The organism is Streptomyces crystallinus (assembly GCF_039521265.1).
Lineage (GTDB): Bacteria > Actinomycetota > Actinomycetes > Streptomycetales > Streptomycetaceae > Streptomyces > Streptomyces crystallinus.
This window is the reverse complement of sequence record NZ_BAAACA010000035.1, coordinates 78,151-102,349: the sequence shown is the minus strand read 5'-3', so window position 1 is coordinate 102,349 and position 24,199 is coordinate 78,151. Positions and strand designations below refer to the sequence as shown.

The following is a 24,199-nucleotide window of genomic DNA, read 5'->3' as shown; positions in this document are numbered from 1 at the left end:
GTACGCGCTCAGGCGGCCGTCAGCGAGCGCACGCGCGGTTCACCTCGTACGGCCCCGACGAGCGCCTCCAGGGCCGCCGCCTCCAGGGACTTCGCCACCGCCTCGTGGGAGATGCCGAACCACGGCAGATAGCCGAGGACCCGCCGCGCGTCCGCGTAGTGCCGCCGGACCCTCTCCCCGTAGACCTCCGCGTGGTCCACGACGGCGTCCAGGAGCGCTCGTGGCAGTACGGCGACGGTGTCGGGCGCGACCAGCTCCTCGACGTACCGCGTGTCCCGGTGGGCGGGGTCGCCCACTTCGGTCGAGGTCCACGCCAGGCGCTGCGGACGGGCGCCCAGCGCGGCCAGCGCGCGCCACCTCGGCGTGGCCAGCACCTCCTCGTACCCCTCGTACGCCAGACGCGCGCAGGCGAGTGCCGTCCTGCCCGCCATCGCGCGGGCCTCGGGCGAACCGGCCCGTGCGAGACGGCCGTCGACCGCCGTGTCGAGCGGGGCGAGGGAGAACGACGCCACCGAGGAGATCGCGGCGAGGTCGTGCCCGGCGGCGCGGGCCCGCTCCAGACCGTCCAGGAAGGCCCCGGCGGCCTCGCGGTGGCGCTCGGGCGAGAAGATCAGGGCCGCGTCGACGCCGATGCCCTGCGCGAGGCAGGCGGCGACCGCCTCCAGGCCCTCGGCGGTGGCCGGGATCCGGACCAGCAGGTTGGGCCGGGCGACCGCGTGCCACAGCGCACGGGCCGCCGCGAGCGTGGCCTCGGCGTCCCGGGCGCACCCCGGGTCGAGCCCGGCCGAGACCAGACCGTCGCGGCCCCGGGTGTCCTCATGGACCGGCAGCAGCAGGTCACAGGCGCGGCGCAACTCCCGTACGGCCGACTCCGCCCGGTCCGGGTCACCGGCCCGCATGCGCGCGCCGGTGACCCCTGCGGCCCGGACGGCCTCGGCGAGCCCGTCGGCGTCGGCGCCGTCCAGCCACACCGAGACGCCCTCGGCGGCCAGCCGCCCCGGCACGTCCTTCATCTTCTTCCCTGACATCGTTCCCCCCGCTTCGTACGCCACGGTCACACCCGCTCCAGGACGGCGCAGGTCCAGCTGAAGCCGGCGCCGACGCCGACCGCCAGGACCCGGTCGCCCGGGCGCAGTCCGTCCTGTTCGAGCAGCCGGGCGAGCCCCGCGAACTGGTCGCCCGCGCCGAGATGGCCGATCTCCAGACCCCAGTCGTGCAGGGTGCGTTCGGCCGGAACGCCCAGCGGCTCCAGACACTGCCGCCGGGAGAGCTCCGCGCCGAAGAACGGCACGATCACCGCGGCCATCGAGGACAGGTCGCACTCCGCCTCGGCCAGGCACTCCTTGACGGCGGTCAGCATCCCCGCCTCGTTCCTGACGGTGACCTCGGCCACCGGCATCCGCCGCAGGAAGCCCTTCTTGCGGGCGACCAGGTCCAGCGGCTCGGCGTCCATGCCGCTGAGCAGGAACGGCTCGTCGCCCCGGTGCAGCCCCTCCAGGACGGGCTCGGCGTACGCGGCCGTGGCCACCAGCCGGAACCCGGCGGGCTCACCGGAGACCACGACCGCCGTGCCCGCGTCGCCGAAGACCAGGCCGCGATCGGTGGTCCAGCGGGGGAACGCGGGCTCGGCGAACCGGTCGCCCGTGGTGAGCAGCGCGGCCCCGGCGCCGGGCGCCGCCGAGAGCCGGCTCGCGGCCATCTCCAGGGCGGACATCCCGCCGTTGGACATCTGCCGCAGCTCGAACGCCAGGGCCCGGCCGTGGCCGAGCACCTCCTGCTGGACATAGGCGGCGACGTTCCAGAACTCCAGGCCCGGATACCAGCAGGCGGCGTGGATCAGCAGCCCGATGTCCTGTGCCGGGCGGCCGCCGCGCCGCAGCGCGGCCCGGCCCGCCGCGACCGCCAGCTCCGGGCCGCTGAGGCCGCTGACCGAGACGGAGTGCTGCCGGCTGCGGGCCGCCTCCTCGGCGTCGTACCGCCCGGCGGCGACGGCGTCCGCCGCGGTCTCCCGCTCGCCCGTGACCACGGCCGCCGACTCGACGTAGATTCCTTGCCAACGCATGCTGTTCGTCCTCGGTGCCGGTGGCTAGCGGTTGGTCCAGGCGGGGCTGGGCCCGTACCGGCGGGCGCTCGTGCCCTGCTCGTACGGCATGCCGTCGGGCATGTTCAGGACCTCCAGCTGGACGCCCCAGGGCCCGCGGAAGTAGACCCAGCGGTCGCCGTGGATGGGGCCGCCGTCCTCGATCAGCTGCGGTTCGCCGAGGACCTCGGTGCCCGCCACCTCGCTCAGCCGGGCGGCCGCGAGCTCCACGTCGTCCACGAAGAACGCCAGGTGGTGGCCGCCGACGTCGCTGTTGCGGGGCAGCTCGGTGCGCTGGTCCGCGACCGTGTACCGGGCGAGCTCCACATTGGTGACGGGGCCCAGCCGCACCACGGCCGTCTCGCGCACCAGCGGCTGGTCCACGCCCAGTTGGCGCCCCGCGAAGGAGGCGTCCGCCGTCAGTTCCTCGCGGTAGACGAGCTCGCCGCCCATCGGCCCGGTGAAATACGCGACGGCCTGCTCCAGGTCGGGCACGGTGTAGCCGACGTGACCGACCCCGCGCGAGCCGGGGATGCCCGCGCCCCGCCACTCGGGGTCGGGGCGGTAGAGCCGGGCCTCGGTGGTCTGCTCGTACGGCAGTTGGTCGGCGACCTGGCGCAGCTCCAGCTGGAGGCCCCAGGGCGCCCGGAAGTAGACCCAGCGGTTTCCGGCGGCCGGGCCGTCGGTGACCAGCTGGACGTCGCCCTGGACCTCGACGCCGGGCTGATCGCGCAGATACGCGACGGCCGCGTCGATGTCGCTGACGTCGATCGCCAGCAGATGGCCGCCGACGTCGCTATTGCGCGGCGGCACGGTGTTCTGGCCGGGAGCGGTGTACTGGAACAGCTCCAGGTTGCTCACCGGACCGAACCGCAGCAGCGCGATCCGGGCGCTGGCGCGGGGGTGCACGGCGAGCTGGCGGGCCATCCAGTCGGAGCCGGGCTCCTCGACCGGCCCCAGGGTGTAGAGGAGTTCGGCGCCGAGCGCGCCGACGAAGAAGTCGACCGCCTGGTCGAGGTCGGGCACGGTGTACGCGAAGTGGTCGACGTTGCGGGCGCCCACGATGCCCGTGGTGGCCGTCGTCGTGTCGAGCGACATGGATCTGCTTCTTTCTCGGCCGGGAACCGGCCCGTCGTCACAGAGGGGGAACCGGGGTGGCGGGGGTCAGACCTGGCCGGCCAGGGCCGCGTTGGCCACGGCGGCGGTCAGGGTGAGCCCGCCGTCGGAGACGATCGAGGTGCCCGTGGTGTACGCGGCGCCCGCCCCGGCCAGATAGGCGATGAGGGAGGCGACTTCCTGCGGGCGGCCGGGACGGCCCGCCGGGATGGCCGGGCGGGCGATGGTGGCGGCGTCCTGCCCGGCCGGCACGTTGTTCATCGGCGTGGCGGTCTCGCCGGGGGCCACCGCGTTGACGGTGATGCCGTGCGGGGCCAGCTCCAGGGCCATCACCTTGGTGAGCATGCCGAGCGCCGCCTTGGCCGCGCAGTAGGTGCTGCCGCCGACGATCGGGACGTGCTCGTGGACGCTGGTGACGTTGACGATCCGGCCGCCGCGGCCCTGCGCGATCATCCGGGCCGCCGCGCTCTGGGCGAGCCGGAACGGGCTGGTGAGGTTGACCGCGAAGACCCGGTCCCAGTTCTCGGCGTCCTCCTCGGTGACTGCCGCGCGCCGGTTGATCCCGGCGTTGTTCACCAGGACGTCGATGCCGCCGACGGCGTCGAGCACCGCGTCGAGCTGCCGCCGCGCCAGATCCGGGTCGGCGAGGTCCAGCGCGACGAGCTCGACCCGGGCCCCCGACTCCTCGGTGATCCTCTCGGCGAGCTCCTTGGCGGCCGTGGCGTTGCGGCCGTATCCGAGGACCAGGTCGTGGCCCAGCGCGCCGAGGGCCAGGGCGGTCTCGGCGCCGATGCCGGAGCTCGCGCCGGTGACGACAGCGATCGGTCGGGACATGGCAGAAGGTGCCTTTCTGGAAGGAGAGTTGGGGGAGATGGGGGAGGCGGGGAGGGGGCGCACCCGGCCGCGCCGCGGGGGGAGTCGCGGCGGCGGCCGGGGTGCGGGCCGGTCGGGCCCGCCTGCCCGGCGGGCCCGTGGGCGTCTTCGGACCCGAGTGGGCTCAGGCCGTCGGCGGCAGCGCCAGGGCGACCTTGGGCGCGGCCCGGCGGCCGTGCTCCAGCAGGTGGAAGGCGTCCGTGACCTCCTCGATCGGGAACACCCGCGCCACCATGCCCTTGGCCGTCAGCACGCCCTCGGCGAACAGGCGCAGCGCCCGCTCGTAGAAGTCGAGGCCGTGCCGCACCCCGGTGAAGCTCACGCCCCGCAGGACGAGTTCACCGGCGTCGACCGAGGGCAGCGGGTCGGTCGGCACGCCGATCGCCGCCACCCGGCCGCCGATGTCGGCCAGTTGCAGCGCCTCGGCGAGCGCGGCCGGGGACCCGGACGCCTCCACGACCACGTCGTACGTACCCGGCGCGGCCTCGCCCGGACGGAACGCGTGTTCCGCGCCGAGCCGCAGCGCCGCCCCGAGCCCCGCGTCGTCCACGCCGACCACGTCGACGGTCCCGGCCAGCCTGCGGGCCAGCTGGACGGCGAGCAGACCGATCGTGCCGGTGCCCAGGACCAGGACCCGCTCCCCGGGGGAGCAGGCGACCCGGTCGAGCCCGGCGAGTACGGTCACGGCCGGCTCGACCAGCGCGGCCGCGAGGTCGTCGACCGCGGCGGGCACCACGGTCAGCGTCTGCGCCGGGACCCGGATGTACTGCGCCGCCGCGCCCTGCTGCCCGTACAGACCGGTCTCGCGCAGCCGGGCGCACTCGTTGCGCCGGCCGCGCTGGCAGGCGCGGCAGGAGCCGCAGGAGATCATCGTCTGGCCGACGACCCGGTCGCCCACCCGCAGCGTCTGCTCGCCCTCGCCCTCGGCCGCCACCGCCACGACCCGGCCCACCCACTCGTGGCCGAAGACATGGGGGTGGGTGGCGCGGCCGTCGCGGAAGTAGCTGGCGGTGCCGTGCAGCAGCTCCAGGTCGGTGCCGCAGATGCCGACGACGCTGGGCGCGACCAGCACCTGTCCGCGGGCCGGTTCGGGGACCGGCACCTCGATCAGGTCGGCCTTCCCGCCGTCGACGATGGCGGCGGCCTTCATCAGGCCCCGCGGCCAGGTGCCGCGCACGGGGACGGCACCGGGTGGTGCGGCTTCGCGGTCTGCTGTCATGGCGCTCCCTCGAGCTCGAGAAGGTCGGGAATCGTTGCGGTGGGGTGGAAGAGGGAGGAGCGCTGCGGCTCGGGCAGGTCCGGGACGCGGCGGGGCAGCCGCTCGCTGACCCGCGCGGGCAGGGTGCGTACGGCGATCAGCTCCAGGCCGTCGCGGCCCGCGCGCAGCGTCAGCGGCGCGGCGGCCGGGGCGAGCAGCAGCGTGCCCTCGGCGACCGGGCGGCTGCCGGAGCCCTCGACCACCTCGCCGGCGCCCGCGACGACGTACAGCGCCTGCTCGACACCGTTGTCAGCGGTGTGCGCGAACTCGGCACCCGCCGCCAGGCGCAGCTGGTCGAAGCTCTCGGTCTCGCTGTGCAGCATCCCGCGCCGCGCCAGGCACCGCCAGGTGGTCCCGCCACCCTGCGCGAGCATCCGGCGCGAGGGCAGGTCGATACGGTTGACGATCACCGGGCGTGCTCCGGGGAGGCTGCGGCGGGGACGGTCAGCTCGGCGTGGAAGAACTCCAGCCGCTCCGACTTGTCCGCGCCCAGGCGCACTTCGGTGCCGAGCGGCAGCGTCACCGAGGTGCCCGCGCTCAACTCCACGGTGGCGGAGTCGGACTGGGCCCAGCCGGACCCGGAGGTGACGAACACGGTGTGCTCGACGCCGTCGGCGCGCAGCTCCAGCGTGCCGCCGGGCTCCAGGGACCGCAGGGCCGCCTGCCGCAGCGGCCCGGTGAAGACACCGGCAGGGTCGACGGTCTTCTCGGCCCGCAGGTCGTGCAGGCGTGCGTTCACCAGAGTCTCCTCAGTGTCGGGGCGCGCGGGGGAGGCGGTGTGCTCCCCGGCGGTGCGCAGGGTGTGCGCGGTGTGCGGGGAGCGGATCTCGATGACCAGCCAGTCGAGGTCGGTGGCGCCGGTGTTGCGCAGCCCGTGCACGGTGCCGACGCCGGTGAGCACCATCGAGCCCTCGTGGATCGGGCTCGCCACGCCGTCGAGCACGATCTCCCCGGAGCCGCGCAGGACGAAGTAGATCTCCTCGGTACGGGTGTGCCGGTGCTCGCCGCTCACGCCGCCGGGCGGCACGCTCGCCCACTCGACGGCCTCCCAGCCGGCGGCCAGGTCGAGCCCGCTCGCCAGGGCCTTCCAGTGGGTCAGGCCCGCGGTGCCGTGGACGCCGTAGATGTCGGCGGGACCGGTGGTGTCGGCGACGATCACCGGGTTCCTGAGCGCGGTGCGGTGGGTGTCGGCGGTGCTCACCGCGCCCCGGCCTGCCGTCGTGCGCTCAGACATGCGTGCCGCTCCGGGTGCTGCCGAGCTCGCGCAGGTCCCGCACGGCGCGGGTGATCTCGTCCTCGGTGACGTCGTTGACGAAGACCGCGCCGCCGATGCCGTCGGGCAGCGGCAGCCGCTGCTTGCCGTTGCGGTGGCGGACGGTGTCCTGGAGGGCCGCGGTCAGCAGCGACGGGTCCTCGAGGAGCGGGTCCCAGCTGGGCAGTTCGAGCCCGCGCATCACGGCGAGCACCCGGTCGCGGTCGTCGGCCGAGAGGAGGCCGCGCCGCCAGCCGAGCACCGTGGTGAGCGCCATGTCGACGCAGACGGCCTCGCCGTGCAGCAGCTCGGGCAGCGCCCGCATCTCCACGGTCGGGCTGAAGGTGTGGCCGTAGTCGACGGTCCGCTCCAGCTTCGCCTCCCAGAGGTTGGGCTGGAGCTCTTCGAGCATGCCGTGGATGGCCCGGCGCAGCACTTCCTCGGCCACCAGGTCGCCCCGCTCGCTCACGCCCTGGAACTTCTCGTCGAGGAGCACCGGACCGTACTGCTCAAGGAGGTTGAACAGCCGCGCGTCCTTGATGAGGGCGATCTTCAGGATCTCGGCGAGGCCGTTGCCGATGTGGCGGCGGTCCAGGGTGGCCAGGAAGCCGCGGTCGAGCAGGGTGAGATCGGCCGGGAAGTAGGTGCCGAGGCGGTTCTTGTGGCCGTTGAAGTTGACCCCGGTCTTGGCGCCGACACCGGCGTCCACCAGGCCGATCAGCGTGGTGGGTACGCGGACGAACGGGGTGCCGCGCCGGTACAGGCTGCCGACCAGGCCGACGATGTCCATCAGCACGCCGCCGCCGATGACGATGACCGGCTCACGGCGCCGGTCGATGCCGAACGCGTCGATCTCGCGCACGATCCGGGCGGCGGTGTCGAAGTCCTTGAGCGTCTCGTTGGCCGGGACCACGCAGATCTCGTACTCGGCGCCGTGGTGGTCGAGGTACGCCCGGATCCGGTCGCCGTGCAGCAGGTCCACGTCGGCGTCGATGACGACGAACCGCCGGATGCGCCCCTCGGGCGCGGCACCCGCGTCGAACAGGTCGGTGCGGGAGAGGCCGAAGAGGTCGTCCCGGATCCGGATCTCGTAGCTGACCGGCTTCGAGGTGCGGACCACCCAGGAGTCGACCTGCTGGCTGAACGTGTAGAGGCCCGCGTCGTCGTCGCCCGGCCCGGTGAGGGGGAGCCCGCGGGAGAGCCCGGGATCGGTGCCGGTGACGAGCTGACTGGAGTCCTCGATGGGGGAGACGGACATGACTCACCTCTCGGATATGCGTGGCCTGGGATGAGGCAACCATACCCAAATTCAATGCATGGTCAAGCAATAAAGTGCTGCTGCGTACGAAAGAGGCCCTGGTCCCGGGGTTGGACTAGACGGCGCGACTCATGGAATGATTTCATGCGCAAGCATTGAGTTATCGAGAGGTGTTCCCTGATGCGCGCCACTGTCCTGCCCCGGTACGGAGAGCCCGAGCGGCTCGTCGTCGCCGAGCTCCCCGCCCCCGCCCCCGCGCCCGGCCAGATCCTCGTCCGTACGGCCGCCTCGGCCGTCAACCCGGTGGACCTGGCGGTCCGTTCGGGAAGCGCCGCCGAGTATGTGAAGCTCCCCTTCCCGATGGTGCTCGGCTGGGACCTGTCGGGTGTCGTCGAGGCGCTCGGCGAGGGCGTGACCCGCTTCGTCGTCGGTGACCGGGTCGTCGCCATGTCCGCCCAGATGGCCACCGGCATCGGCACCCACGCCGAACTGGTCGCCCTCGACGCGGCCATCGCCGCGCCCGCCCCGGCCGGCGCCGACCTGGCGCACGCGGCGGCCCTGCCGCTGGCCGGACTCACCGCCGACCAGGCGCTGGAGGCGCTCGACGCCGAGCCCGGCAGCACCCTGCTGGTCACCGGCGGGGTCGGCGCGGTCGGCGGCTTCGCCGTCCAGCTCGCCGCCGCGCGCGGGATCCGGGTGACCGCCCTCGTACGCCCCGGCGACGAGGACCTCGCCCTCTCCCTCGGCGCGAGCGAGGTGCTCACCTCGGAGCAGCCGCTGCCCGAGGGCACGGTCGACGCGCTGTTCGAGACCGCGGGGTACGCGGGTGCGATCGCCGCCGTACGGGACGGTGGCCGGGCCGTCTCCATCGTTCCGGCGTCGGCTCCGCGGGCCGAGCGCGGGATCGAGGTGCGGATGTCGTTCGTGGAGCAGGACGGCGAGCGGCTGGCCAAGCTGTCGGGCCTGGTGGAGGCGGGGACGCTGACGCTGCGGGTCGCCGACGTACTCGACTTCGCGGACGCCGGCCTCGCCCACGAGCGCCTGGCGGCGGGCGGGACTCGGGGGAAGCTGCTGCTTGTGCCGGGGCCGCCTGCGGCGGCGAACTAGCGGGGGTTGTGGGGGCCCGGTCTTTGTCTGCGGGTGGGTGGGTGGTTGCTCGCGCAGTTCCCCGCGCCCCTGTTTGGGCCCGGCCTTTGTCCGCGGCCGGGTGGTGGGTTGCTCGCGCAGTTCCCCGCGCCCCCAAGAAGGCCGCGCCCCGGTGTTGTCTTCGGCGCGGGGTCGCCCGTGCCCCAAGAAAGCCGTCCCCGCGTTGCTTTAGTCCCCCCCACCGACCGGGTGCGAGCCGGGCCCCCGACCCCGGCTCGTACCCCGCCCTCCCCCTCGCCACGGAAGGCCGTCATGCCTCTCCCCTTGTTCGCCCTCATGCTGTGCGTGTTCAGCGTCGGCAGTGCCGAACTGGTCATCGCCGGAATCCTGCCGACGATCGCGCACGACACGGGGGTCTCCCTCGCCGACGCCGGGCTGCTGGTCACCGCGTACGCCGTCGGTGTGGTGATCGGTGGCCCGGTCATCACGCTCGCCACCAGCCGGATGCCGCGCAAGCCGCTGATCCTGGGCCTGATGGGCCTGTTCGTCGCGGGCAACGTGCTCGCGGCGCTGGCCCCGGGCTACTCCGTACTCATGGGCGCCCGGGTCATGTCCGCGCTCACCCACTGCACGCTCTTCGCGGTGTGCATCGTGGTGGCCAGCAGCCTGGTACCGCCGGGCAAGGAGGCGTCGGCGGTCTCCAAGGTGGCGGTCGGGCTCAACCTGGCCACCGTGCTCGGCGTGCCGCTCGGCGTCCTCGTCGACCAGCACTTCGGCTGGCGGGCCACGTTCTGGGGTGTGGTCGCCCTGAGCGCGGCCGCGGCCCTGCTCGTCGCCCTGTTTCTGCCGCGCGACGCGGTCCCGGTCACCGCCGCGGCCGTGGACGAGCTGCGGGTGCTGGGCAACCGGCGGGTGCAGCTCGCGGTGGTGATCACGGTGGTCGCGATGGCGGCCGTGTTCACCGCGTACACCTTCCTCGCACCCCTCCTCACCGATGTGGCGGGCTTCGACAAGTCCACGGTGACCTGGCTGATGCTGGTCTTCGGCGTCGGCTCGCTGCTGGGCAACCTGGTCGGCGGCCGACTGGCCGACCGCGCCCTGATGCCGGCGCTCACGGGCATCCTCGCGGTACTCGCCGCGGCCCTGCTGGCCCTGGCCGCCCTGGCGCCCACGCGCTGGGCGTGCGTGGCGCTGATGTTCGTCTTCGGCGTCGCCTACTTCGCCGTGATGCCCGGCCTCCAGGCCCGCATCCTCACCTCGGTGGCGGGCGGCGCGCCGACGCTGGCGGTCTCGGTGAACATCTCCGCCTTCAACATCGGCATCGCCGGCGGCGCCTGGTTCGGCGGCGGACTGCTCGACCTGGACCTCGGCCTGCGGGTGGTGGTCGCGGCGGGCGCCGCACTGGCGGGCCTGGCGGCGCTGGTGGCCCTGGGCGAACTGCTCAGGGACCGCCGGGCGACGGCGGCCGAGCCGACGGGGGCGGAGAAGAGGGAGACGGTGGCGGCGTAAGGGCGGGTCGTACGTCGCGTACGTACGGGAGCTCACACGTAACGGCCATCGAGGCCGGACCGCACAGCAAAAACCCCAGATCACCCACCCACACACACCCACCCACGCGCACGCAGATCACCCATTCCCACCCACACCCACCATCCACTCGCTGTCCGACGACCGACGGGGTGCACCTCACCATGAGCACGAGCACGAGCACGAGCACGAGTACGACGAGTACGAGTTCGACGCGTACGAGCAGGACGACGCGTCGCCGCCTCCTCCAGCACACCGCCGCGGTGGGGGGAGCCACCGCGGCCCTGACCCTCCCGGGTGTCGGATCGGCCGCGGCGACCGGCCCGCGGGCCGGGCAAGGCGCCGCGAACCCGGCCGACTTCGGCGCGGTCACGGTCCGGCGGGACGACCCGCGCTACCCGGAGCTGACCCACGGCACCAACCAGCGCTGGGTGGGCAGGCCGGAATACGTCCGCCTGGTCAGCTCCGCCGAGCAGGTGGTGGCGGCGGTGCAGGAGGCCGTACGCGACGGCAAGCGCATCGCCGTACGCAGCGGCGGCCACTGCTACGAGGACTTCGTCAACAACGCCGAGGTCCAGGTCGTGATCGACATGTCCGAGATGGCGGAGATCACGTACGACGCGGGCCGGCGGGCGTTCGCGGTCGAGCCGGGGGCGATGCTGTCGGAGGTGTACGACAAGCTGTACAAGGTCTGGGGTGTGACGATCCCCGGCGGCTCCTGCCCCTCGGTGGGGGCGGGCGGCCACATCGTGGGCGGCGGATACGGCGCGCTGTCCCGGAAGTTCGGGCTGACGGTGGACCATCTGTACGGCGTCGAGGTCGTCGTCGTCGATGAGTCGGGCAGGGCCCGGCGCGTGGTGGCGACCCGCGACAGCGCCGACCCGGAGCTGCGCGAGCTGTGGTGGGCGCACACGGGCGGTGGCGGCGGCAACTTCGGTGTGATCACCAAGTACTGGCTGCGCTCGCCCGGCGCGACCGGCGACGACCCGACCCGGCTGCTGCCGCGTCCGCCGGCGGAGCTGCTGGTGTCGACGGTGAGCTGGCCGTGGGAGGGCCTGACCAAGCAGGGCTTCCAGCGGCTGCTGACGAACTACACCACCTGGTTCGAGCGCAACAGCGCGCCGGACTCGCCCGCGCTGGGTCTGTTCAGCCAGCTCAAGCCGTTCCACCGGTCGGCGGGTTCGATCCTCATGGTCACCCAGATCGACGCGACGCGCCCCGAGGCGGAGCGGGAGCTGGCGGACTTCATCGCGTTCGTGTCGGACGGGGTGGGCGTGCCCGCCCAGGAGTCCAAGCCGCAGCGGCTGCCGTGGCTGCACGGCACCAAGTGGCCCGGCTTCGCGGGCGGCGACCCGACGCTGCGCTTCGAGGACAAGTCGGCGTACATGCGCAAGGGCTTCCCGAAGTCCCAGCTCGCCGCGATCCACCGCCAGTTGACGCGTACGGACTACGCCAACGGGGCGGCGCTGATGATCATCGCTGGCTACGGCGGCCGGATCAACGCGGTCCCGTCGACTGCGACGGCGGTGCCGCAGCGCGACTCGATCCTGAAGTTGCAGTACCTGGCGTTCTGGAGCGACCCGGCGGAGGACGCCAAGCACAGCGGCTGGGTACGGGAGTTCTACCAGGACGTGTACGCGGAGAGCGGCGGCGTCCCGGTCCCCGGTCGGGTCACGGACGGCTGCTTCATCAACTACGCGGACAAGGAGATGGCCGACCCGCGCTGGAACAAGTCGGGCGTCCCGTGGCACTCCCTCTACTACAAGGGCAACTACCCGCGCCTGCAACGGGCGAAGGCGACGTGGGACCCGAGGAACGTGTTCCGCCACGGGTTGTCGATCGAGGGGGCGGGTGCGCGCTAGCGCGCGTACGTACGCACCGGTCGGCCCGGCCCGGCCCGGCAACTCACAGCCGGGCCGACCGACCCGCCAACCGACAGCCACCTGCCACCTGCCGCCAGCCGTCGGCCACCGGCCGCCAGCCTCGACTCACTTCCCCCCCCCGCCACCCTCCCATCCACACAAGGAGAAGAACGCATGCCCGTCGTTTCGACGCCCGACTTCGAGGTGGAGTACTTCACGGCAGGCTCCGGCCCCGGGCTGGTCCTGGTCCACGGGACCGGAGGAAGCGCGGAGACGAACTTCGGCCACTTGGTGGACGCGTTCACGGACGTACGTACGGTGGTCCGCCCGAACCTCTCCGGCAGCGGAGCCACCAAGGACGCGGGCGGCCCGCTGACGGTGGACCTGCTGGTGGAGCAACTGGTGGCCACGGTGAGGGAGACGGGCACGGGTCCGACGGACGCGGTCGGCTACTCGCTGGGCGCGGTCGTGGTGGCAGCGGCGGCGGCGAGGCACCCGGAACTGTTCCGCCGGGTGGCCCTGGTCGGCGGCTGGGCCCACACGGACGCCCGCCTGCACCTCACGTTCGACGTGTGGCGCCGCCTGAACGAGGCGGACCATCCCGCCTTCATCCGCTTCCTGCACCTGACCGGCTGGACGAACACCCAGCTGAACCACTTCGGCCGCGAGGGCCTGGCCCCCTATCTGGAGGCCCCGATCCCCCCGGGAATGGGCCGCCAGATCGAACTGGACCTGACGGTGGACATCCGCGCCCTGCTCCCCACCATCACGACCCCGACCCTGGTCATAGGCTTCACGGACGACCAGATGGTCCCGGTGGAACACAGCCGGGCGCTCCACGCCTCCATCGCCGACAGCGTGTACGAGGAACTGGATGCGGGCCACCTGGGGATCTTCGAGCGGGCGGAGGAACTGACGGGGGCACTCCGGGGCTTCCTGGAGTCCTGATCCCTCCGGGCGCGGCGGCCAACTGGGCGCCCACCTTCCCCCCCCATGGCCCCGGAGCCATCCCTTACGCGGCCGCTACGACCACCGCGCTACGGTGCTGCGAGCAGCAAAAAGGCCCTCCCGGAGGGAGGGCCTGACACCGCACGGGCTGAAGCGCCCCCGGCAGGACTCGAACCTGCGGCCAAGCGCTTAGAAGGCGCCTGCTCTATCCACTGAGCTACGGGGGCCGGATGGCGGCCGCGGTGGCCTGGAGCCCCCGGGCGGGCAAGGCTGTGGTCCGGAGCGCGGCTCCGGGCCGTGACCTTGCCGGGGACAAGGATAGGGCTCCTGTCGCCTCGCCCCGGTTGCTTCACCTGCGTGGCACGATGTGGAGGTTCGGTGAAGCGAACCGATAATCGCAGGCGAGCGCGGAACATGCAGCGCTTTTGACGCTCGTGGCGCCGGGTGTTGTGTACTCGTTATGCCTGCGTCCCAGTCATCCCGTCTGTCCCATGTGTCCGATCGGCGCGCGAAGGCCTCCATACGCTTCAAAAAGGCGCCAAAATTGGGCATTCTTCGCATGTGGTGACCTTGGACGTACGGCCTCAGCTGATCGACGCACTCTCCGCCCTGCGCGACCGGGTCGCCGCCGTGCGTCTTCCGCTGCCCCTGCCGGGGGCGGCGCGGGCACGGCAGACCCGGAGCGAGCTGCTCGCCCAGCTCGACGACTATCTGCTGCCCCGGCTCAAAGACCCCGAAGCGCCGCTGCTCGCCGTCGTGGGCGGGTCCACCGGCGCCGGGAAGTCCACCCTCGTCAACTCCCTTGTGGGGCGGCGGGTCAGCGAGGCCGGGGTGCTGCGGCCGACGACCCGCACCCCCGTACTCGTCTGCCACCCCGACGACCACCACTGGTTCACCGAGATCCGCGTACTGCCCCAGCTCACCCGCGTCTGGCTGCCCCAGCAGAACGAGGAGGCGGAGGTCGACGAGGGTATCGGCGGCAACGACGCGGAGAACTCGCTGCGCGTCGAGACCTCGCGGAACCTGCCCGTCGGGCTGGCCCTGCTCGACGCGCCCGACATCGACTCACTCGTCGTCAGCAACCGTCTGCTCGCCGCCCAGCTGATCTGCGCCGCCGACATCTGGGTGATGGTGACGACCGCCTCGCGGTACGCCGACGCCGTCCCGTGGCATCTGCTGCGGACGGCCAAGGAGTACAACGCCATGCTGATCACCGTCCTCGACCGGGTCCCCCACCAGGTCATCGGCGAGGTGTCCCGGCAGTACGCGGCGCTCCTGACCAAGGCCGGGCTCGGTGACGTGCCCCGCTTCACCATCCCCGAGCTGCCCGAATCGGCCGGCGGCGGCAGCGGATTGCTGCCCTCCACCGCGGTCGCTCCGCTCGGCGAGTGGCTCACCCACCGGGCCCAGGACCCGGCCGCCCGCCAGCAGGCCGTCGTCCGTACCGCCGTCGGCGTCATCGACTCGCTCAACGCCCGGATGCCCGAGCTCGCCTCCGCCGTCGCCACGCAGTACGCCGCCGCCGTACGGATGACGACCGCGGTGGAGGAGGCGTACGAGCGGGAAGGGGCACGTGTGCGGCGCAGACTGCAGGCGGGGGGCGTACTCGCCGGGGACGCGCTCACCCGCTGGCGTGCGTACCCCCGGGACGCCACCTCCGTCGAGCTCCTCGACGCCCTCTGCGAGAGCCTCGCCGAGCTGCTCGGGTGCGCCGCGGACGCCGCCGACGAGCGCGTCCGCGAGGCGTGGGGCCGCGAGCCCGCGGCGGCCGAGCTGACCAGGAACGTACGCGACCGGGAGACCGGCGAGCGCATCGACCTGGTCCTACGGCGCTGGCGGCGCGTCCTGGAGGAGCTCGCCGAGGAGGAGGTCCAGGAGATGGACCGGGCCGTCGCCCCCTCCGCCGAGGCCGTGGCCGCCCTGCTGGCGGCCGCGCTGCTCGGCGGGCGCCGCGCCCGCAGGGCCGGGGAGCGGCTCGCCGAGCGCATCGGCGCCAAGCGCGCGCTGCGCCTGCGCGACCAGGGCGGCGAGCTGGTCACGACGTACATCGACCGTGTCCTGAACGCCGAACGCGACCGCCGGCTCGCCCCCCTGGAAGCGCTCCGGGTGACCCCGGAGCCGCAGGCCGGGCTGATCGCCGCGCTGTCCCTACTGCAGAAGGAGAGGTGAGCGGGGTGACCGCTCCGACGGATCGGCCGGGCTCCGACCAGCCCGAGTCCGAGCAGCCGCCCGACCCCGAACGGCCCGACTCCGAACGGCCCGACTCCGAACGGACGGGATCGGACTCCGAGGCGCGGAAGGCAGGTGCCGCGCCCGTGTCTTCCGCCTCGCCGGAGGGGGGTTCGGACGGAGGTTCGGAGAGGAGGTCGAAGGAGGGGGAGCGGTCTTCCTCCGGTGGTTCCCCCGCAGGTGCAAGCGCCTCGGCACCGGCGGCCGTGCCCTCCCTGACCGTCGAGCTACGAGCCACCGGACGGCCCCCGATCGGCGGACTCGACACCGTCGGGCCGACCTCCGGCTGGCTCGGCTTCGACCGCCCGTGGGCCGAACGGCCCGCTTCCCGGCGGCCCGGGCCCGAGGAGCGGGCGGCCGTGGTCAACGGATCCGCGCCCCCCACCACGGCGGCGCGGCCGGAACCCCTCCCGGGCGAGGCCGACACGCCCGACACCGACACCAACACGCCCGACACCGACACGTCTGGAGCCACCACATCCGGAGGTGATCCGTCCGAGCGCGACACGCCCGGGATGGAGTCCACGGAAGTCGACATGTCGGCGAGCGCCCCGGCCGAGAGCGCTGCTGTCACCTCAGCCGAGACCCCGGCTGTCAGGCCAGCCGAGACTCCGGCCGACACCTCAGCCGAGACCCCGGCCGAAACCTCACCCGAGCCCCCGACCACTGACGCCCTCACATCCGAGGCCCCAAAAATCGGCGCCCCCAAATCCGGTGCCGCCAAGCCCGCCGCACGCAAAGCAGGTGGCTCCAAGACCGACCCGCCGAGAGCCGAATCGCCTAAAGCCGCCTCGCCGAGAGCCGACTCACCCAAAGCCGCCCGGTCGAGGGCCGCCACGCCGAGAGCTGACGTCCCCGAGGCCGCCTCACCCAAGGCCGACGCCTGCGCAGCCACCCCACCCAAGTCCAGCTCACCCAAAGCAAGCTCACCCAAATCCAGTCGCCTCCCCCTGGGCGCCCGCGTACGCACCACCCGTACCACTCGCACCGAAACACCCCCGCGTTCCGAATCGCCCCCCACGGCCCCGCCGGTCTCGAGCCGCCCCGCATCGACGACCCCATCCGCACGGAACCGCCCCGCGCCCGAGGCCATCCCGGCCAAACCGAGCCGTCCCCCGACCCGCCGCGCCTTCGCCGGTTCCCCGTCCGGCTGGGACGACGGGCTGATCGCTCGACGGGTGAACGAGCCGGCCGAGGACGAAGTTCCCGTCGAGGAGCCCGAGCCGGTCGAGGAGTACGTGCCCATCGGGGGCCCCTACGGAGGCGAGTTGCGCGGGCGTCTCGAAGCGCTGCGGGAGCTCATCGGGTTGTCGCGGACACGGCTCGACGGGAAGACGCTGGCCGAGGCCGGCCGCGTACTGGACGAGGCCGCCGCACGGCAGCGGCTGTCCGCGCGGCACACCGTCGTCGCCATCGCCGGAGCCACCGGCAGCGGCAAGTCGACCCTCTTCAACGCCCTCGCGGGTACGCACATCTCAGAGACGGGACTGCGCCGCCCCACCACCGCCGCGCCGATCGCGTGCAGTTGGACGGACGGCGCGGCGGGCCTGCTGGACCGGCTGGGACTGCCGGGGCGGCTGCGGCGCCGACCGCTGCCCACCGACCCGAACGCCGAGGCCCTCCAGGGGCTGGTCCTCGTCGACCTGCCCGACCTCGACTCGGCGGTCGTCGAACACCGCCGCCAGGCCGAGCGCGTACTGGCTCTGGTCGACGCGGTGCTCTGGGTCGTCGACCCGGAGAAGTACGCGGACGCCGTGCTCCACGAGCGCTATCTGCGGCCGCTGGCCGGGCACGCAGAGGTCACGTTCGTCGTGCTCAACCAGGTGGACCGGCTGCCCGGCGAGGCCGCCGACCAGGTGCTCGACGATCTGCGCCGCCTCCTGGACGAGGACGGCATGGCGCTCGGCGAGCACGGCGAACCCGGCGCCACCGTGGTCTCCCTCTCCGCCCTCACCGGCCAGGGCGTCGGCGAACTGCGCGACCTCCTGAGCCGGTTCGTCCAGGAGCGCGGCGCGCCGGAACGCCGGGTGGCGGCCGACCTGGACGCGGCCGCCGCCGGCCTGCGTCCTCTGTACGTCGCGGACGGGCGTTCAGGGCTCGACGAGCGGGCCCGGGAGGCGTTCACCGACCGGCTCGCCGCCGCCGTGGGCGCGGCCGCCGCGGGCGAGGCCGCCGAACGCGAGTGGCGCCGCAACGCCGGCCGCGCCTGCGGCACCCCGTGGCTGCGACTCTGGCGCTGGTACGAGCGGATGCGCGTCCCGGGCCGCGAGTCGCCCCAGCCCGCTCCTCCTCCGGAGGAGGAGGTGACGGCCCGCCAGCGTGTCGAGCAGGCCGTACGCCTGGTCGCCGACGAGGCGGCCACCGGGCTGCCCGCCCCCTGGGCACAGGCCGTACGGGAAGCGGCGGTACGCGGCGCCGAGGGGTTGCCGCAGGCCCTGGACGAGCTGGCGGTACGGGCGGAGCTCGAACGGGGCACCTCGCCCCGGCCCGCCTGGTGGCCCGCGGCGGTGGTGGTGCAGGCGGCCATGACGCTGGTGCAGATCGTGGGCGGACTCTGGCTCCTCGGCCAGATCGTGGGCGTGCTCGAGCCCGGCCTCCTGGTGCCCGCGCTGGTGATGCTGGCCGGGATCGTCGGGGGTCCGCTGGTCGAGTGGGCCTGCGCGGTGGCGGCGCGCGGGCCCGGCCGACGCTATGGCCAGGAGGCCGAGCGAAGGCTGCGGGAGGCGGCGGCCGGGTGCGGCCGGGCGAAGGTCCTGGACCCGGTCGCGGCCGAGTTGCTGCGCTACCGCGAGGTGCGCGAGCAGTACGTGGCCGTGCGCGGGGGCGCGGGGACGGCGGTACGGGCGGGGGTGTCGTGACGGGGGTGGCGCACCCGGGGGCGTAAGGCGGCGCGCCCGCGAGGGCGAGCGGGGAGCGGGCCCCGCCGCACACCCCCGTACCCCGACAACCCCCGTACGGGTGAAGAGGTTTTCCACAACCGCCGGGCCGTCCACAGCCCCCGGCGCAAGGTCCTCCGTCCGGTCCAGCATGGAGATCGACAGCGCAAGGGTTCGATCGGCCGCCTGGGCCGGACGGAGTTGCGACGGGGACGCCGTGCGCGCGACGGGCGCGCACGGACAGGTGTGACGGGGGAGTGACGGGGATGAACGACACGCTGGTGACGCTGGTGGGGAACGCCGCGACGCGGGTGGAGTACCGGGAGACGGCGACGGGCGGGGTGGCCCGGTTCCGGCTGGCGGTGACTCCGCGCCGGTTCGACCGGCAGAAGGCCGCCTGGGTGGACGGGCACTCCAGTTTCTACACGGTCTGGGCCTGGCGGACGCTGGGCCTGAACCTGGCGAGTTCGGTCGCGGTGGGCGAACCGCTCGTGGTGCACGGCAGGTTGCGGGTGCGTGACGAGGACCTGGACGGACAGCGCAGGTTCTCGGCGGATGTCGAGGCGATCGCGGTGGGTCATGACCTGACCCGGGGCACCTCGGCTTTCCGACGGGTGATGAAAGCGGACCCGTCGCTGACGGAACCGCCCAAGGACCCTGCGGGAGAGGACGTTTCGCCGGATTCGCGAACACGGAAACAGGTCTCGCAACCGGTTTCCCAGCCCGCTCCGGAGTGGGCGGGAACGGGCGGTGCGGATGCGGTAGCTGGGGGTGACGGGGTGGAGGGGGTGAGCGTCGGAGTGACCGGTGAAAGCCCTGGTGAGGGGCGTGAAGCGGCTCTCGCGAAGGCGTCCGCGGGAGCGGCCGCGACGCCCTGAAAGTCCGTTTCCGCACTGGCGATTTGTCGATAACCCCAGGTGGGAACGGGTACCGGCGATAACGATTCCGATTCGGAATGGTTATCTGACCGTATGACAGGGGATCAGGAGGCGCGACCTCCATAGGATTCCCGGTACTCACGGGGCACTTGAGTCAGCAGGCGAGGCACTTCCCCCACGCGCACGTACGCGAAAGCTCCTCGCCCGAAGGGGAATTCTGTGTTTTCAGTCGTTCACGGGTTTTCTGTACCCAAGTCTGTACGCAAGCGCGGCGCGGCACGCCTCGCTGCCGCCGTCGCCGTCTCGGGTCTGGTCGCCGGCGGCGCCATAGCCGGTGCGGGCACGGCGGTCGCCGACTCGCCCGCCCAGCACCAGGGCGGCGCGTCGGCCACCATCAAGGGCCTGGACCCGAACGCCTCGGGCAAGGCCGTCATCCACCAGCAGGGCGGCGACCGGCCCGTCTCGGCCGGTCTGTTCCAGATGGTCGTCGACGGCGGCGGCACCCTGCGTACGTACTGCATCGACATCCACAACCCGACCCAGCAGGCCGCGAAGTACCAGGAGACCCCCTGGAGCGGTACCTCGCTGAGCGGCAACCCCGACGCGGGCAAGATCCGCTGGATCCTCGAGCACTCGTACCCGCAGGTGAACGATCTGACGGCGCTCGCCAAGTCGGCCGGTCTCAAGGGCCAGCTGACCAATGGCACGGCCGCCGCGGCCACCCAGGTCGCCATCTGGCGCTACTCGGACCACGCCCAGGTCGACGCGGTGGACCTGCAGGCCAAGGACCTGGCCGACTGGCTGACCAAGTCGGCGCAGAACGTGGGCGAGCCCAAGGCCTCCCTCACCCTGGACAACGCGGCCGTCTCCGGCAAGGCGGGCTCCAAGCTCGGCCCGGTGACCGTCCACACCAACGCCGACAAGGCCACGGTGACCCCGTCCGAGGAGCTCAAGGACTCCGGCGTCAAGGTCGTCGACAAGTCGGGCAAGGTCGCCACGACCGTCAAGAACGGCTCGCAGCTGTTCTTCGACGTGCCCGCGGGCGCCCAGCCGGGCTCCGCGTCGCTGACCGTCCAGGCCACCACCCAGGTGCCGGTCGGCCGTGCGTTCGCCAGTGAGTCCAAGAGCCAGACGCAGATCCTGGCCGGCTCCAGCGACTCCACGGTGACCGCCACCGCCAAGGCCACCTGGGCCAAGCAGGGCGCCATTCCGGCCCTGACGGCCGCGAAGAACTGCGCCAAGGGCGGCGTGGACGTCACGGCGACCAACAAGGGCGACGAGGCGTTCACCTTCAAGCTGGCCGGCTTCTCGTACACGATCGACGCCGGCAAGTCGAAGACCGTCACCGTCCCGGTCGCCGAGGACCAGGCCTACGACTTCGTGATCACCGGGCCGAACGGCTTCAAGCAGGAGTTCAAGGGCGTCCTGGACTGCAAGACCGCCGGCACCCCCAGCACCAAGCCGTCGTCGCAGCCCAGCCCCGCTTCCGCGGGCGGCACCTCGTCCGGCTCCACCACCGGTGGTGACCTCGCCGAGACCGGCTCCTCCAGCTCCACACCGATGATCGCGGGCGTCGCTGTCGCCCTGGTCGTCATAGGCGGCGGCGCGGTGTTCTTCCTCCGCCGCAAGAAGGCCGGGACCGCTGGGCACTGACCCCACGGCTCTGAGCCACCCCACCGTGGACTCAGAGTGACCACCCTGTGACAGTGGCCCCGGTGAGCGCAGGCGCACCGGGGCCACTGGCGTCCCGCGGGAAGTACCCGTTTCCGCCAGGGGGTGGCGGTACGGCAAGATGGGGTGTTACTAGCCTCCCGATCTCGGAAAACCGCCCCCCACCTGCGGCGGAACCGCAAGCAGGGGGCCGTCTCATGCCGCCTGGGCCGTCCCTGGGCCGTGATCATGGAAACCGGGCCCTTGGAAGGCGCGATCCACGGCCCTCCGCGTCCGCCCCTCACTGCTCGGCATGAGGTGCGTATAGACCCGGAGCGTGAATCCCGGGTCGCTGTGACCCAGGTACGTACTCAGCGCCTTGACGCTCTCTCCGGCGTCCAGCAACACGGACGCGTAGAAGTGCCTCAGCGCATGCATGCCGTGTTCACGCGCCGACTGGTACCGCTTCCCCAGCTCTGGCTCCTGGATGACGCCGGCAGCCGCGAGAGCGGGCTTCCATGATTGGTCGTTGAAGGCGCTGCGCCACACGGCTTTGCCTGCGGTGCTCGTGAACACCAGGGACTTGGTGAGAGGGGGCCCATCCGGTGTAAGCCATGGCAGGGTCACCGCGACCGGCGGGAATCGACGCATGTGCTCAGCGAGAGCCCTCCCCACCTGACTGGGCAGGGGAGCGCCTCGGACCTTGCCCCGTTTGGGCGGGGCGAACACGAGCGTGCCGTGCACGCGCTTCACCTGGTACGAGATATGAAGCCAGTTGGCCAGGAAGCCGATTTCGTCCACGGGCAGACCGAAGATCTCCCCCTGACGCAGTCCGCACCCAGCTCCGAGATCGACCATCGCTCGGTAGCGCTCAGGCAGAGCGGCCCGGACAGCGAACACCCTCTCTACCGGCCATGGCCGGACGCGGGTCAGCACCGGCTGCGGCGCCTTGACCGACGTGGCACGGCACGGGTTGCGCCGCAGGATCCCGTCGTCGACCGCCGCGTTCATGACGGATGAGACATTCTCGAAGATGGATCGCCGGTAGGTGGCCGACGGGATCGCCTGCTTCAACTCGCCTGACCAGTCGCGAATGTGCTCGGGCTTGAACGAGGAGAGCGGCCGCGACCCGATGTACGGGTAGGCATGAAGCCGCAGCCGCGACTCGACAGCCGCACGGCTGGTCTCGTCCGTGGTCTGACTCTTGACCCACTTCTCAGCGAACTGCCGGAACGTTGTGCGGCTCGCACGCGGGTCGATGTACTCGCCACGCGCCATGTCGGCTTCGATCTGCGCCAACCACTGGTCGGCGAGCCGCTTCTGCCTGTCGGGGAAGGACTTGGACTTCTCGGTGCCGTCCGGCCCGATGTAGCGGGCGCGGTAGCGCAGCCCGATGCCGTACCGGTCGCTCTTGATCCGGCGAGGCTTGCCGTCGGCGCCGATCTCGGTTTTGTACCAGCGGTCTTGGATATGGCCTGCCACTTCGGTACTCCTCTGGAACGTGAGCAGGGACGCGACCGGGGGTGGCCGCGTCCCTGTGATGGGGTGGTGGTGGGTTAGTCGTCGTCGTGGTCGGAGAGGTCGTCGACCCAGGCACGGACTGCGGCGGGGTCGTAGCGCACGTGCCTGCCGACGCGGAAGCCGGGCGGCCCTATGCGCTTCTTGCGCCAGGTGTAGAGCGTCTCGACGCTCTCCAGGGCGAACAGGGCCACCAGGTCTTCGGGGGTGAGGTAGCGGTCCGGGAGTCCGGCCCGCAGGGTGGTGCGCGGGTCACTGGAGGTTGGCGTTGCCATGCGGCGGGTCTCCTCGTGTCCGGTGGAGCGGGAGGAGGGCAGGGGCGGTACCCCTCCCCCCTGTCAGGTCCGCTACTTCCGCTACCTCCGCTACCTTCCTGGTCAGGGGCATGATCGAGGTAGCGGATAGGGGTAGCGGTAGCGGATGGGTGCCGCTACCGGCCGGGCGGCGGGCACCGGGCCGGTAGCGGCAAGGGGGCGTGCGGTAGCGGATGAATCTGGGCTTCCCGCTACCCGATCAAGGGCTCTGACCTGGGCGGTAGCGGAGGTAGCGGAAGTAGCGGACTTTCAGCGGGGGGTGGGCAGTAGCGCTGCCACGCGTCGTTCAGGTCGGTGGCGTAGTAGCCCTTGAGGACGGCTCCCCCGGCTTTGATGTTGCGGGCCACGATGGGGGTGTTGTCGCTGGTCATGTACTCGCGCAGCATCCGGGACAGGCCGCGTGCGTCCAGGGGCTTGCCGCCCATGTCGGCCCACGGTGCTTCGTCGAGGCTGTGGAGGCGTTCGAGGACGGACACGGTGGGCAGGCGGTCAATGCCATTGAGGACGTGATCGCGCAGGTCGGTCAGGAGCCGGATGCCGATGCTGCCCTTGTCGTCGGCCTTGGAGGCGTTGACCAGCTCGATACAGGCGGCGCGGGCCCGCTTGGGCCAGTCCCCGCCGGCCGCGTCGGCCACGACGATCAGCGGTTCCCACACGTCGGCGGGGCGGTCGGTGACCTCATCCGGCATGGACGGGAAGGCCCCGTCGACCACGTCCCGGACACTGTCGGCCCATGTGGCCAGCCGGTCCCGCAAGGCGTGTCCCTCGCCCTCGTGGACGCGCTGGCGGAACGGCTCCACTCGTTCGTTGCGGGCGCGCCGGCGCATGCGGATGATGACCGAGCGGGTCAGGATCGTGTCGGGCAGCGAGCCGAGCCCTGCGACCGCGACCGCGCAGAACGAGGGGAACTCCTGGACCTGCTGGTTCGCCCCGTCCCCCACGCACCGGTACATGACGCCGGAGCGGCGGTGTCCGGCGTTGAGGAAACCCCTCAGTTGTTCGTTGTCGCCGGCCTTGGGGCCGAAGACGGTGTCGATCTCGTCGAACAGGATCGTCGGCCGGGCGCTCATCCCCGATACAGCCCGGAACAGGGCTGAGGCGGACGCGTTGACCGCGACCATCGGGAAGGGGGCCACGGTTTCCACGATCTCCAGCGCCCGGGACTTGCCCGACGCGGGTTCCGGGGAGAGGAACGCCAGACGCGGGGTGGCGTCGAAGCAGTCCAGCAGGTGCGCGTGTGCGTCCCACAGGACTACGGCGACGTAGGCGGCTTCGGAGGGGAAGACGTTGAAGCGGCGGTGGAAGGCTTCCACCTCGTTCAGCAGCGCGGCACCGTCGTTGGTGTTCGTCATGCGGCGGCCCTTCCTTCAGCGGCGGGGGCGGCGGGCGTCCCGGTGCAGATGGATCGGTGGTAGGCGTAGGCGTCGACCAGTTCGGCCACGGCTTCGGCGCCGGTGGCCGTGGCGCTCTTTCC

Annotated in this window: 19 protein-coding genes and 1 tRNA gene; 8 read left to right on the top strand and 12 right to left on the bottom strand. The window is 72.5% G+C overall.

Annotated features, from left to right (window positions below; translation table 11 throughout):
* Nucleotides 1–8: 8 nt before the first annotated feature.
* The 8 genes from ABD236_RS24625 to ABD236_RS24590 form a co-directional block, all read right to left on the bottom strand.
* Entirely contained in the window at nt 9–1,028 is a 1,020-nt protein-coding gene (locus tag ABD236_RS24625) for a transaldolase family protein (RefSeq protein WP_344076863.1), read from the bottom strand.
* 26 nt (nt 1,029–1,054) lie between these two features.
* On the bottom strand, nt 1,055–2,062 hold the full coding sequence (locus tag ABD236_RS24620; RefSeq protein WP_344076861.1) for a ketoacyl-ACP synthase III family protein: 1,008 nt from the start codon (nt 2,060–2,062) through the stop codon (nt 1,055–1,057).
* Nucleotides 2,063–2,086: 24 nt separating this feature from the next.
* On the bottom strand, nt 2,087–3,178 hold the full coding sequence (locus ABD236_RS24615; RefSeq protein WP_344076859.1) for a VOC family protein: 1,092 nt from the start codon (nt 3,176–3,178) through the stop codon (nt 2,087–2,089).
* Between the two features lie 66 nt (nt 3,179–3,244).
* Nucleotides 3,245–4,030, bottom strand: coding sequence for an SDR family oxidoreductase (locus ABD236_RS24610; RefSeq protein ID WP_344076856.1), 786 nt, complete (start codon nt 4,028–4,030; stop codon nt 3,245–3,247).
* Nucleotides 4,031–4,193: 163 nt separating this feature from the next.
* Entirely contained in the window at nt 4,194–5,288 is a 1,095-nt protein-coding gene (locus ABD236_RS24605) for a zinc-dependent alcohol dehydrogenase (protein ID WP_344076853.1), read from the bottom strand.
* A complete protein-coding gene (locus ABD236_RS24600; RefSeq protein WP_344076851.1) occupies nt 5,285–5,737 on the bottom strand; it encodes a hypothetical protein in 453 nt (150 codons plus the stop codon). The genes ABD236_RS24605 and ABD236_RS24600 overlap by 4 nt, the downstream gene beginning before the upstream one ends.
* The gene (locus tag ABD236_RS24595; protein WP_344076849.1) at nt 5,734–6,561 is read right to left on the bottom strand and encodes a cupin domain-containing protein; all 828 of its coding nucleotides are present in this window, start codon (nt 6,559–6,561) and stop codon (nt 5,734–5,736) included. The genes ABD236_RS24600 and ABD236_RS24595 overlap by 4 nt, the downstream gene beginning before the upstream one ends.
* Nucleotides 6,554–7,837, bottom strand: coding sequence for a sedoheptulose 7-phosphate cyclase (locus ABD236_RS24590; RefSeq protein WP_344076846.1), 1,284 nt, complete (start codon nt 7,835–7,837; stop codon nt 6,554–6,556). The genes ABD236_RS24595 and ABD236_RS24590 overlap by 8 nt, the downstream gene beginning before the upstream one ends.
* Nucleotides 7,838–8,017: 180 nt before the next feature.
* On the opposite strand from ABD236_RS24590, the gene ABD236_RS24585 reads away from it, so the two are divergent.
* The 4 genes from ABD236_RS24585 to ABD236_RS24570 all read left to right on the top strand — a co-directional run bounded on the left by ABD236_RS24585 (nt 8,018) and on the right by ABD236_RS24570 (nt 13,260).
* Nucleotides 8,018–8,944 carry an NADP-dependent oxidoreductase gene (locus ABD236_RS24585; protein ID WP_344076844.1) on the top strand — a complete coding sequence of 309 codons (927 nt, stop codon included), beginning with the start codon at nt 8,018–8,020 and terminating at the stop codon, nt 8,942–8,944.
* Nucleotides 8,945–9,235: 291 nt separating this feature from the next.
* A complete protein-coding gene (locus ABD236_RS24580; protein ID WP_344076842.1) occupies nt 9,236–10,432 on the top strand; it encodes an MFS transporter in 1,197 nt (398 codons plus the stop codon).
* Between the two features lie 182 nt (nt 10,433–10,614).
* Nucleotides 10,615–12,312: an FAD-binding oxidoreductase gene (locus ABD236_RS24575; protein ID WP_344076839.1), complete on the top strand. Its 1,698-nt coding sequence runs from the start codon at nt 10,615–10,617 to the stop codon at nt 12,310–12,312.
* 174 nt (nt 12,313–12,486) lie between these two features.
* Nucleotides 12,487–13,260 (top strand): alpha/beta fold hydrolase, encoded by a 774-nt coding sequence (locus ABD236_RS24570; protein ID WP_344076837.1) that lies wholly within the window; start codon nt 12,487–12,489, stop codon nt 13,258–13,260.
* A gap of 154 nt (nt 13,261–13,414) precedes the next feature.
* On the opposite strand, the gene ABD236_RS24565 is transcribed toward ABD236_RS24570, so the two are convergent.
* Nucleotides 13,415–13,487, bottom strand: a tRNA-Arg gene (locus ABD236_RS24565).
* A gap of 343 nt (nt 13,488–13,830) precedes the next feature.
* Here ABD236_RS24565 and ABD236_RS24560 point away from each other — a divergent pair.
* The 4 genes from ABD236_RS24560 (at nt 13,831) to ABD236_RS24545 (ending at nt 20,896) form a co-directional block, all read left to right on the top strand.
* Entirely contained in the window at nt 13,831–15,429 is a 1,599-nt protein-coding gene (locus ABD236_RS24560; protein WP_344077111.1) for a dynamin family protein, read from the top strand.
* Between the two features lie 1,151 nt (nt 15,430–16,580).
* On the top strand, nt 16,581–18,347 hold the full coding sequence (locus ABD236_RS24555; RefSeq protein WP_344077108.1) for a GTPase: 1,767 nt from the start codon (nt 16,581–16,583) through the stop codon (nt 18,345–18,347).
* Nucleotides 18,348–18,631: 284 nt separating this feature from the next.
* A complete protein-coding gene (locus tag ABD236_RS24550; protein WP_344076835.1) occupies nt 18,632–19,243 on the top strand; it encodes a single-stranded DNA-binding protein in 612 nt (203 codons plus the stop codon).
* Nucleotides 19,244–19,462: 219 nt separating this feature from the next.
* Entirely contained in the window at nt 19,463–20,896 is a 1,434-nt protein-coding gene (locus ABD236_RS24545; protein ID WP_344076833.1) for an LAETG motif-containing sortase-dependent surface protein, read from the top strand.
* Between the two features lie 213 nt (nt 20,897–21,109).
* Here the strand turns inward: ABD236_RS24545 and ABD236_RS24540 are convergent, their stop codons facing one another.
* The 3 genes from ABD236_RS24540 to ABD236_RS24530 all read right to left on the bottom strand — a co-directional run bounded on the left by ABD236_RS24540 (nt 21,110) and on the right by ABD236_RS24530 (nt 24,077).
* The gene (locus tag ABD236_RS24540; RefSeq protein ID WP_344076831.1) at nt 21,110–22,375 is read right to left on the bottom strand and encodes a tyrosine-type recombinase/integrase; all 1,266 of its coding nucleotides are present in this window, start codon (nt 22,373–22,375) and stop codon (nt 21,110–21,112) included.
* A 74-nt stretch (nt 22,376–22,449) separates the two neighbouring features.
* A complete protein-coding gene (locus tag ABD236_RS24535) occupies nt 22,450–22,686 on the bottom strand; it encodes a helix-turn-helix transcriptional regulator (RefSeq protein WP_344076829.1) in 237 nt (78 codons plus the stop codon).
* Between the two features lie 230 nt (nt 22,687–22,916).
* Nucleotides 22,917–24,077, bottom strand: coding sequence for a DUF3631 domain-containing protein (locus tag ABD236_RS24530; protein WP_344076827.1), 1,161 nt, complete (start codon nt 24,075–24,077; stop codon nt 22,917–22,919).
* Nucleotides 24,078–24,199 lie beyond the last annotated feature (122 nt).

Excerpts from the sequence above, each read along its gene's own strand:
- ABD236_RS24610 (WP_344076856.1), bottom strand. The coding sequence starts at position 4,030 with ATGTCCCGACCGATCGCTGTCGTCACCGGCGCGAGCTCCGGCATCGGC.
- ABD236_RS24585 (WP_344076844.1), top strand. The coding sequence starts at position 8,018 with ATGCGCGCCACTGTCCTGCCCCGGTACGGAGAGCCCGAGCGGCTCGTC.
- ABD236_RS24620 (WP_344076861.1), bottom strand. The coding sequence starts at position 2,062 with ATGCGTTGGCAAGGAATCTACGTCGAGTCGGCGGCCGTGGTCACGGGC.
- ABD236_RS24615 (WP_344076859.1), bottom strand. The coding sequence starts at position 3,178 with ATGTCGCTCGACACGACGACGGCCACCACGGGCATCGTGGGCGCCCGC.
- ABD236_RS24625 (WP_344076863.1), bottom strand. The coding sequence starts at position 1,028 with ATGTCAGGGAAGAAGATGAAGGACGTGCCGGGGCGGCTGGCCGCCGAG.
- ABD236_RS24605 (WP_344076853.1), bottom strand. The coding sequence starts at position 5,288 with ATGACAGCAGACCGCGAAGCCGCACCACCCGGTGCCGTCCCCGTGCGC.
- ABD236_RS24535 (WP_344076829.1), bottom strand. The coding sequence starts at position 22,686 with ATGGCAACGCCAACCTCCAGTGACCCGCGCACCACCCTGCGGGCCGGA.
- ABD236_RS24575 (WP_344076839.1), top strand. The coding sequence starts at position 10,615 with ATGAGCACGAGCACGAGCACGAGCACGAGTACGACGAGTACGAGTTCG.
- ABD236_RS24550 (WP_344076835.1), top strand. The coding sequence starts at position 18,632 with ATGAACGACACGCTGGTGACGCTGGTGGGGAACGCCGCGACGCGGGTG.
- ABD236_RS24530 (WP_344076827.1), bottom strand. The coding sequence starts at position 24,077 with ATGACGAACACCAACGACGGTGCCGCGCTGCTGAACGAGGTGGAAGCC.
- ABD236_RS24570 (WP_344076837.1), top strand. The coding sequence starts at position 12,487 with ATGCCCGTCGTTTCGACGCCCGACTTCGAGGTGGAGTACTTCACGGCA.
- ABD236_RS24590 (WP_344076846.1), bottom strand. The coding sequence starts at position 7,837 with ATGTCCGTCTCCCCCATCGAGGACTCCAGTCAGCTCGTCACCGGCACC.
- ABD236_RS24580 (WP_344076842.1), top strand. The coding sequence starts at position 9,236 with ATGCCTCTCCCCTTGTTCGCCCTCATGCTGTGCGTGTTCAGCGTCGGC.
- ABD236_RS24595 (WP_344076849.1), bottom strand. The coding sequence starts at position 6,561 with ATGTCTGAGCGCACGACGGCAGGCCGGGGCGCGGTGAGCACCGCCGAC.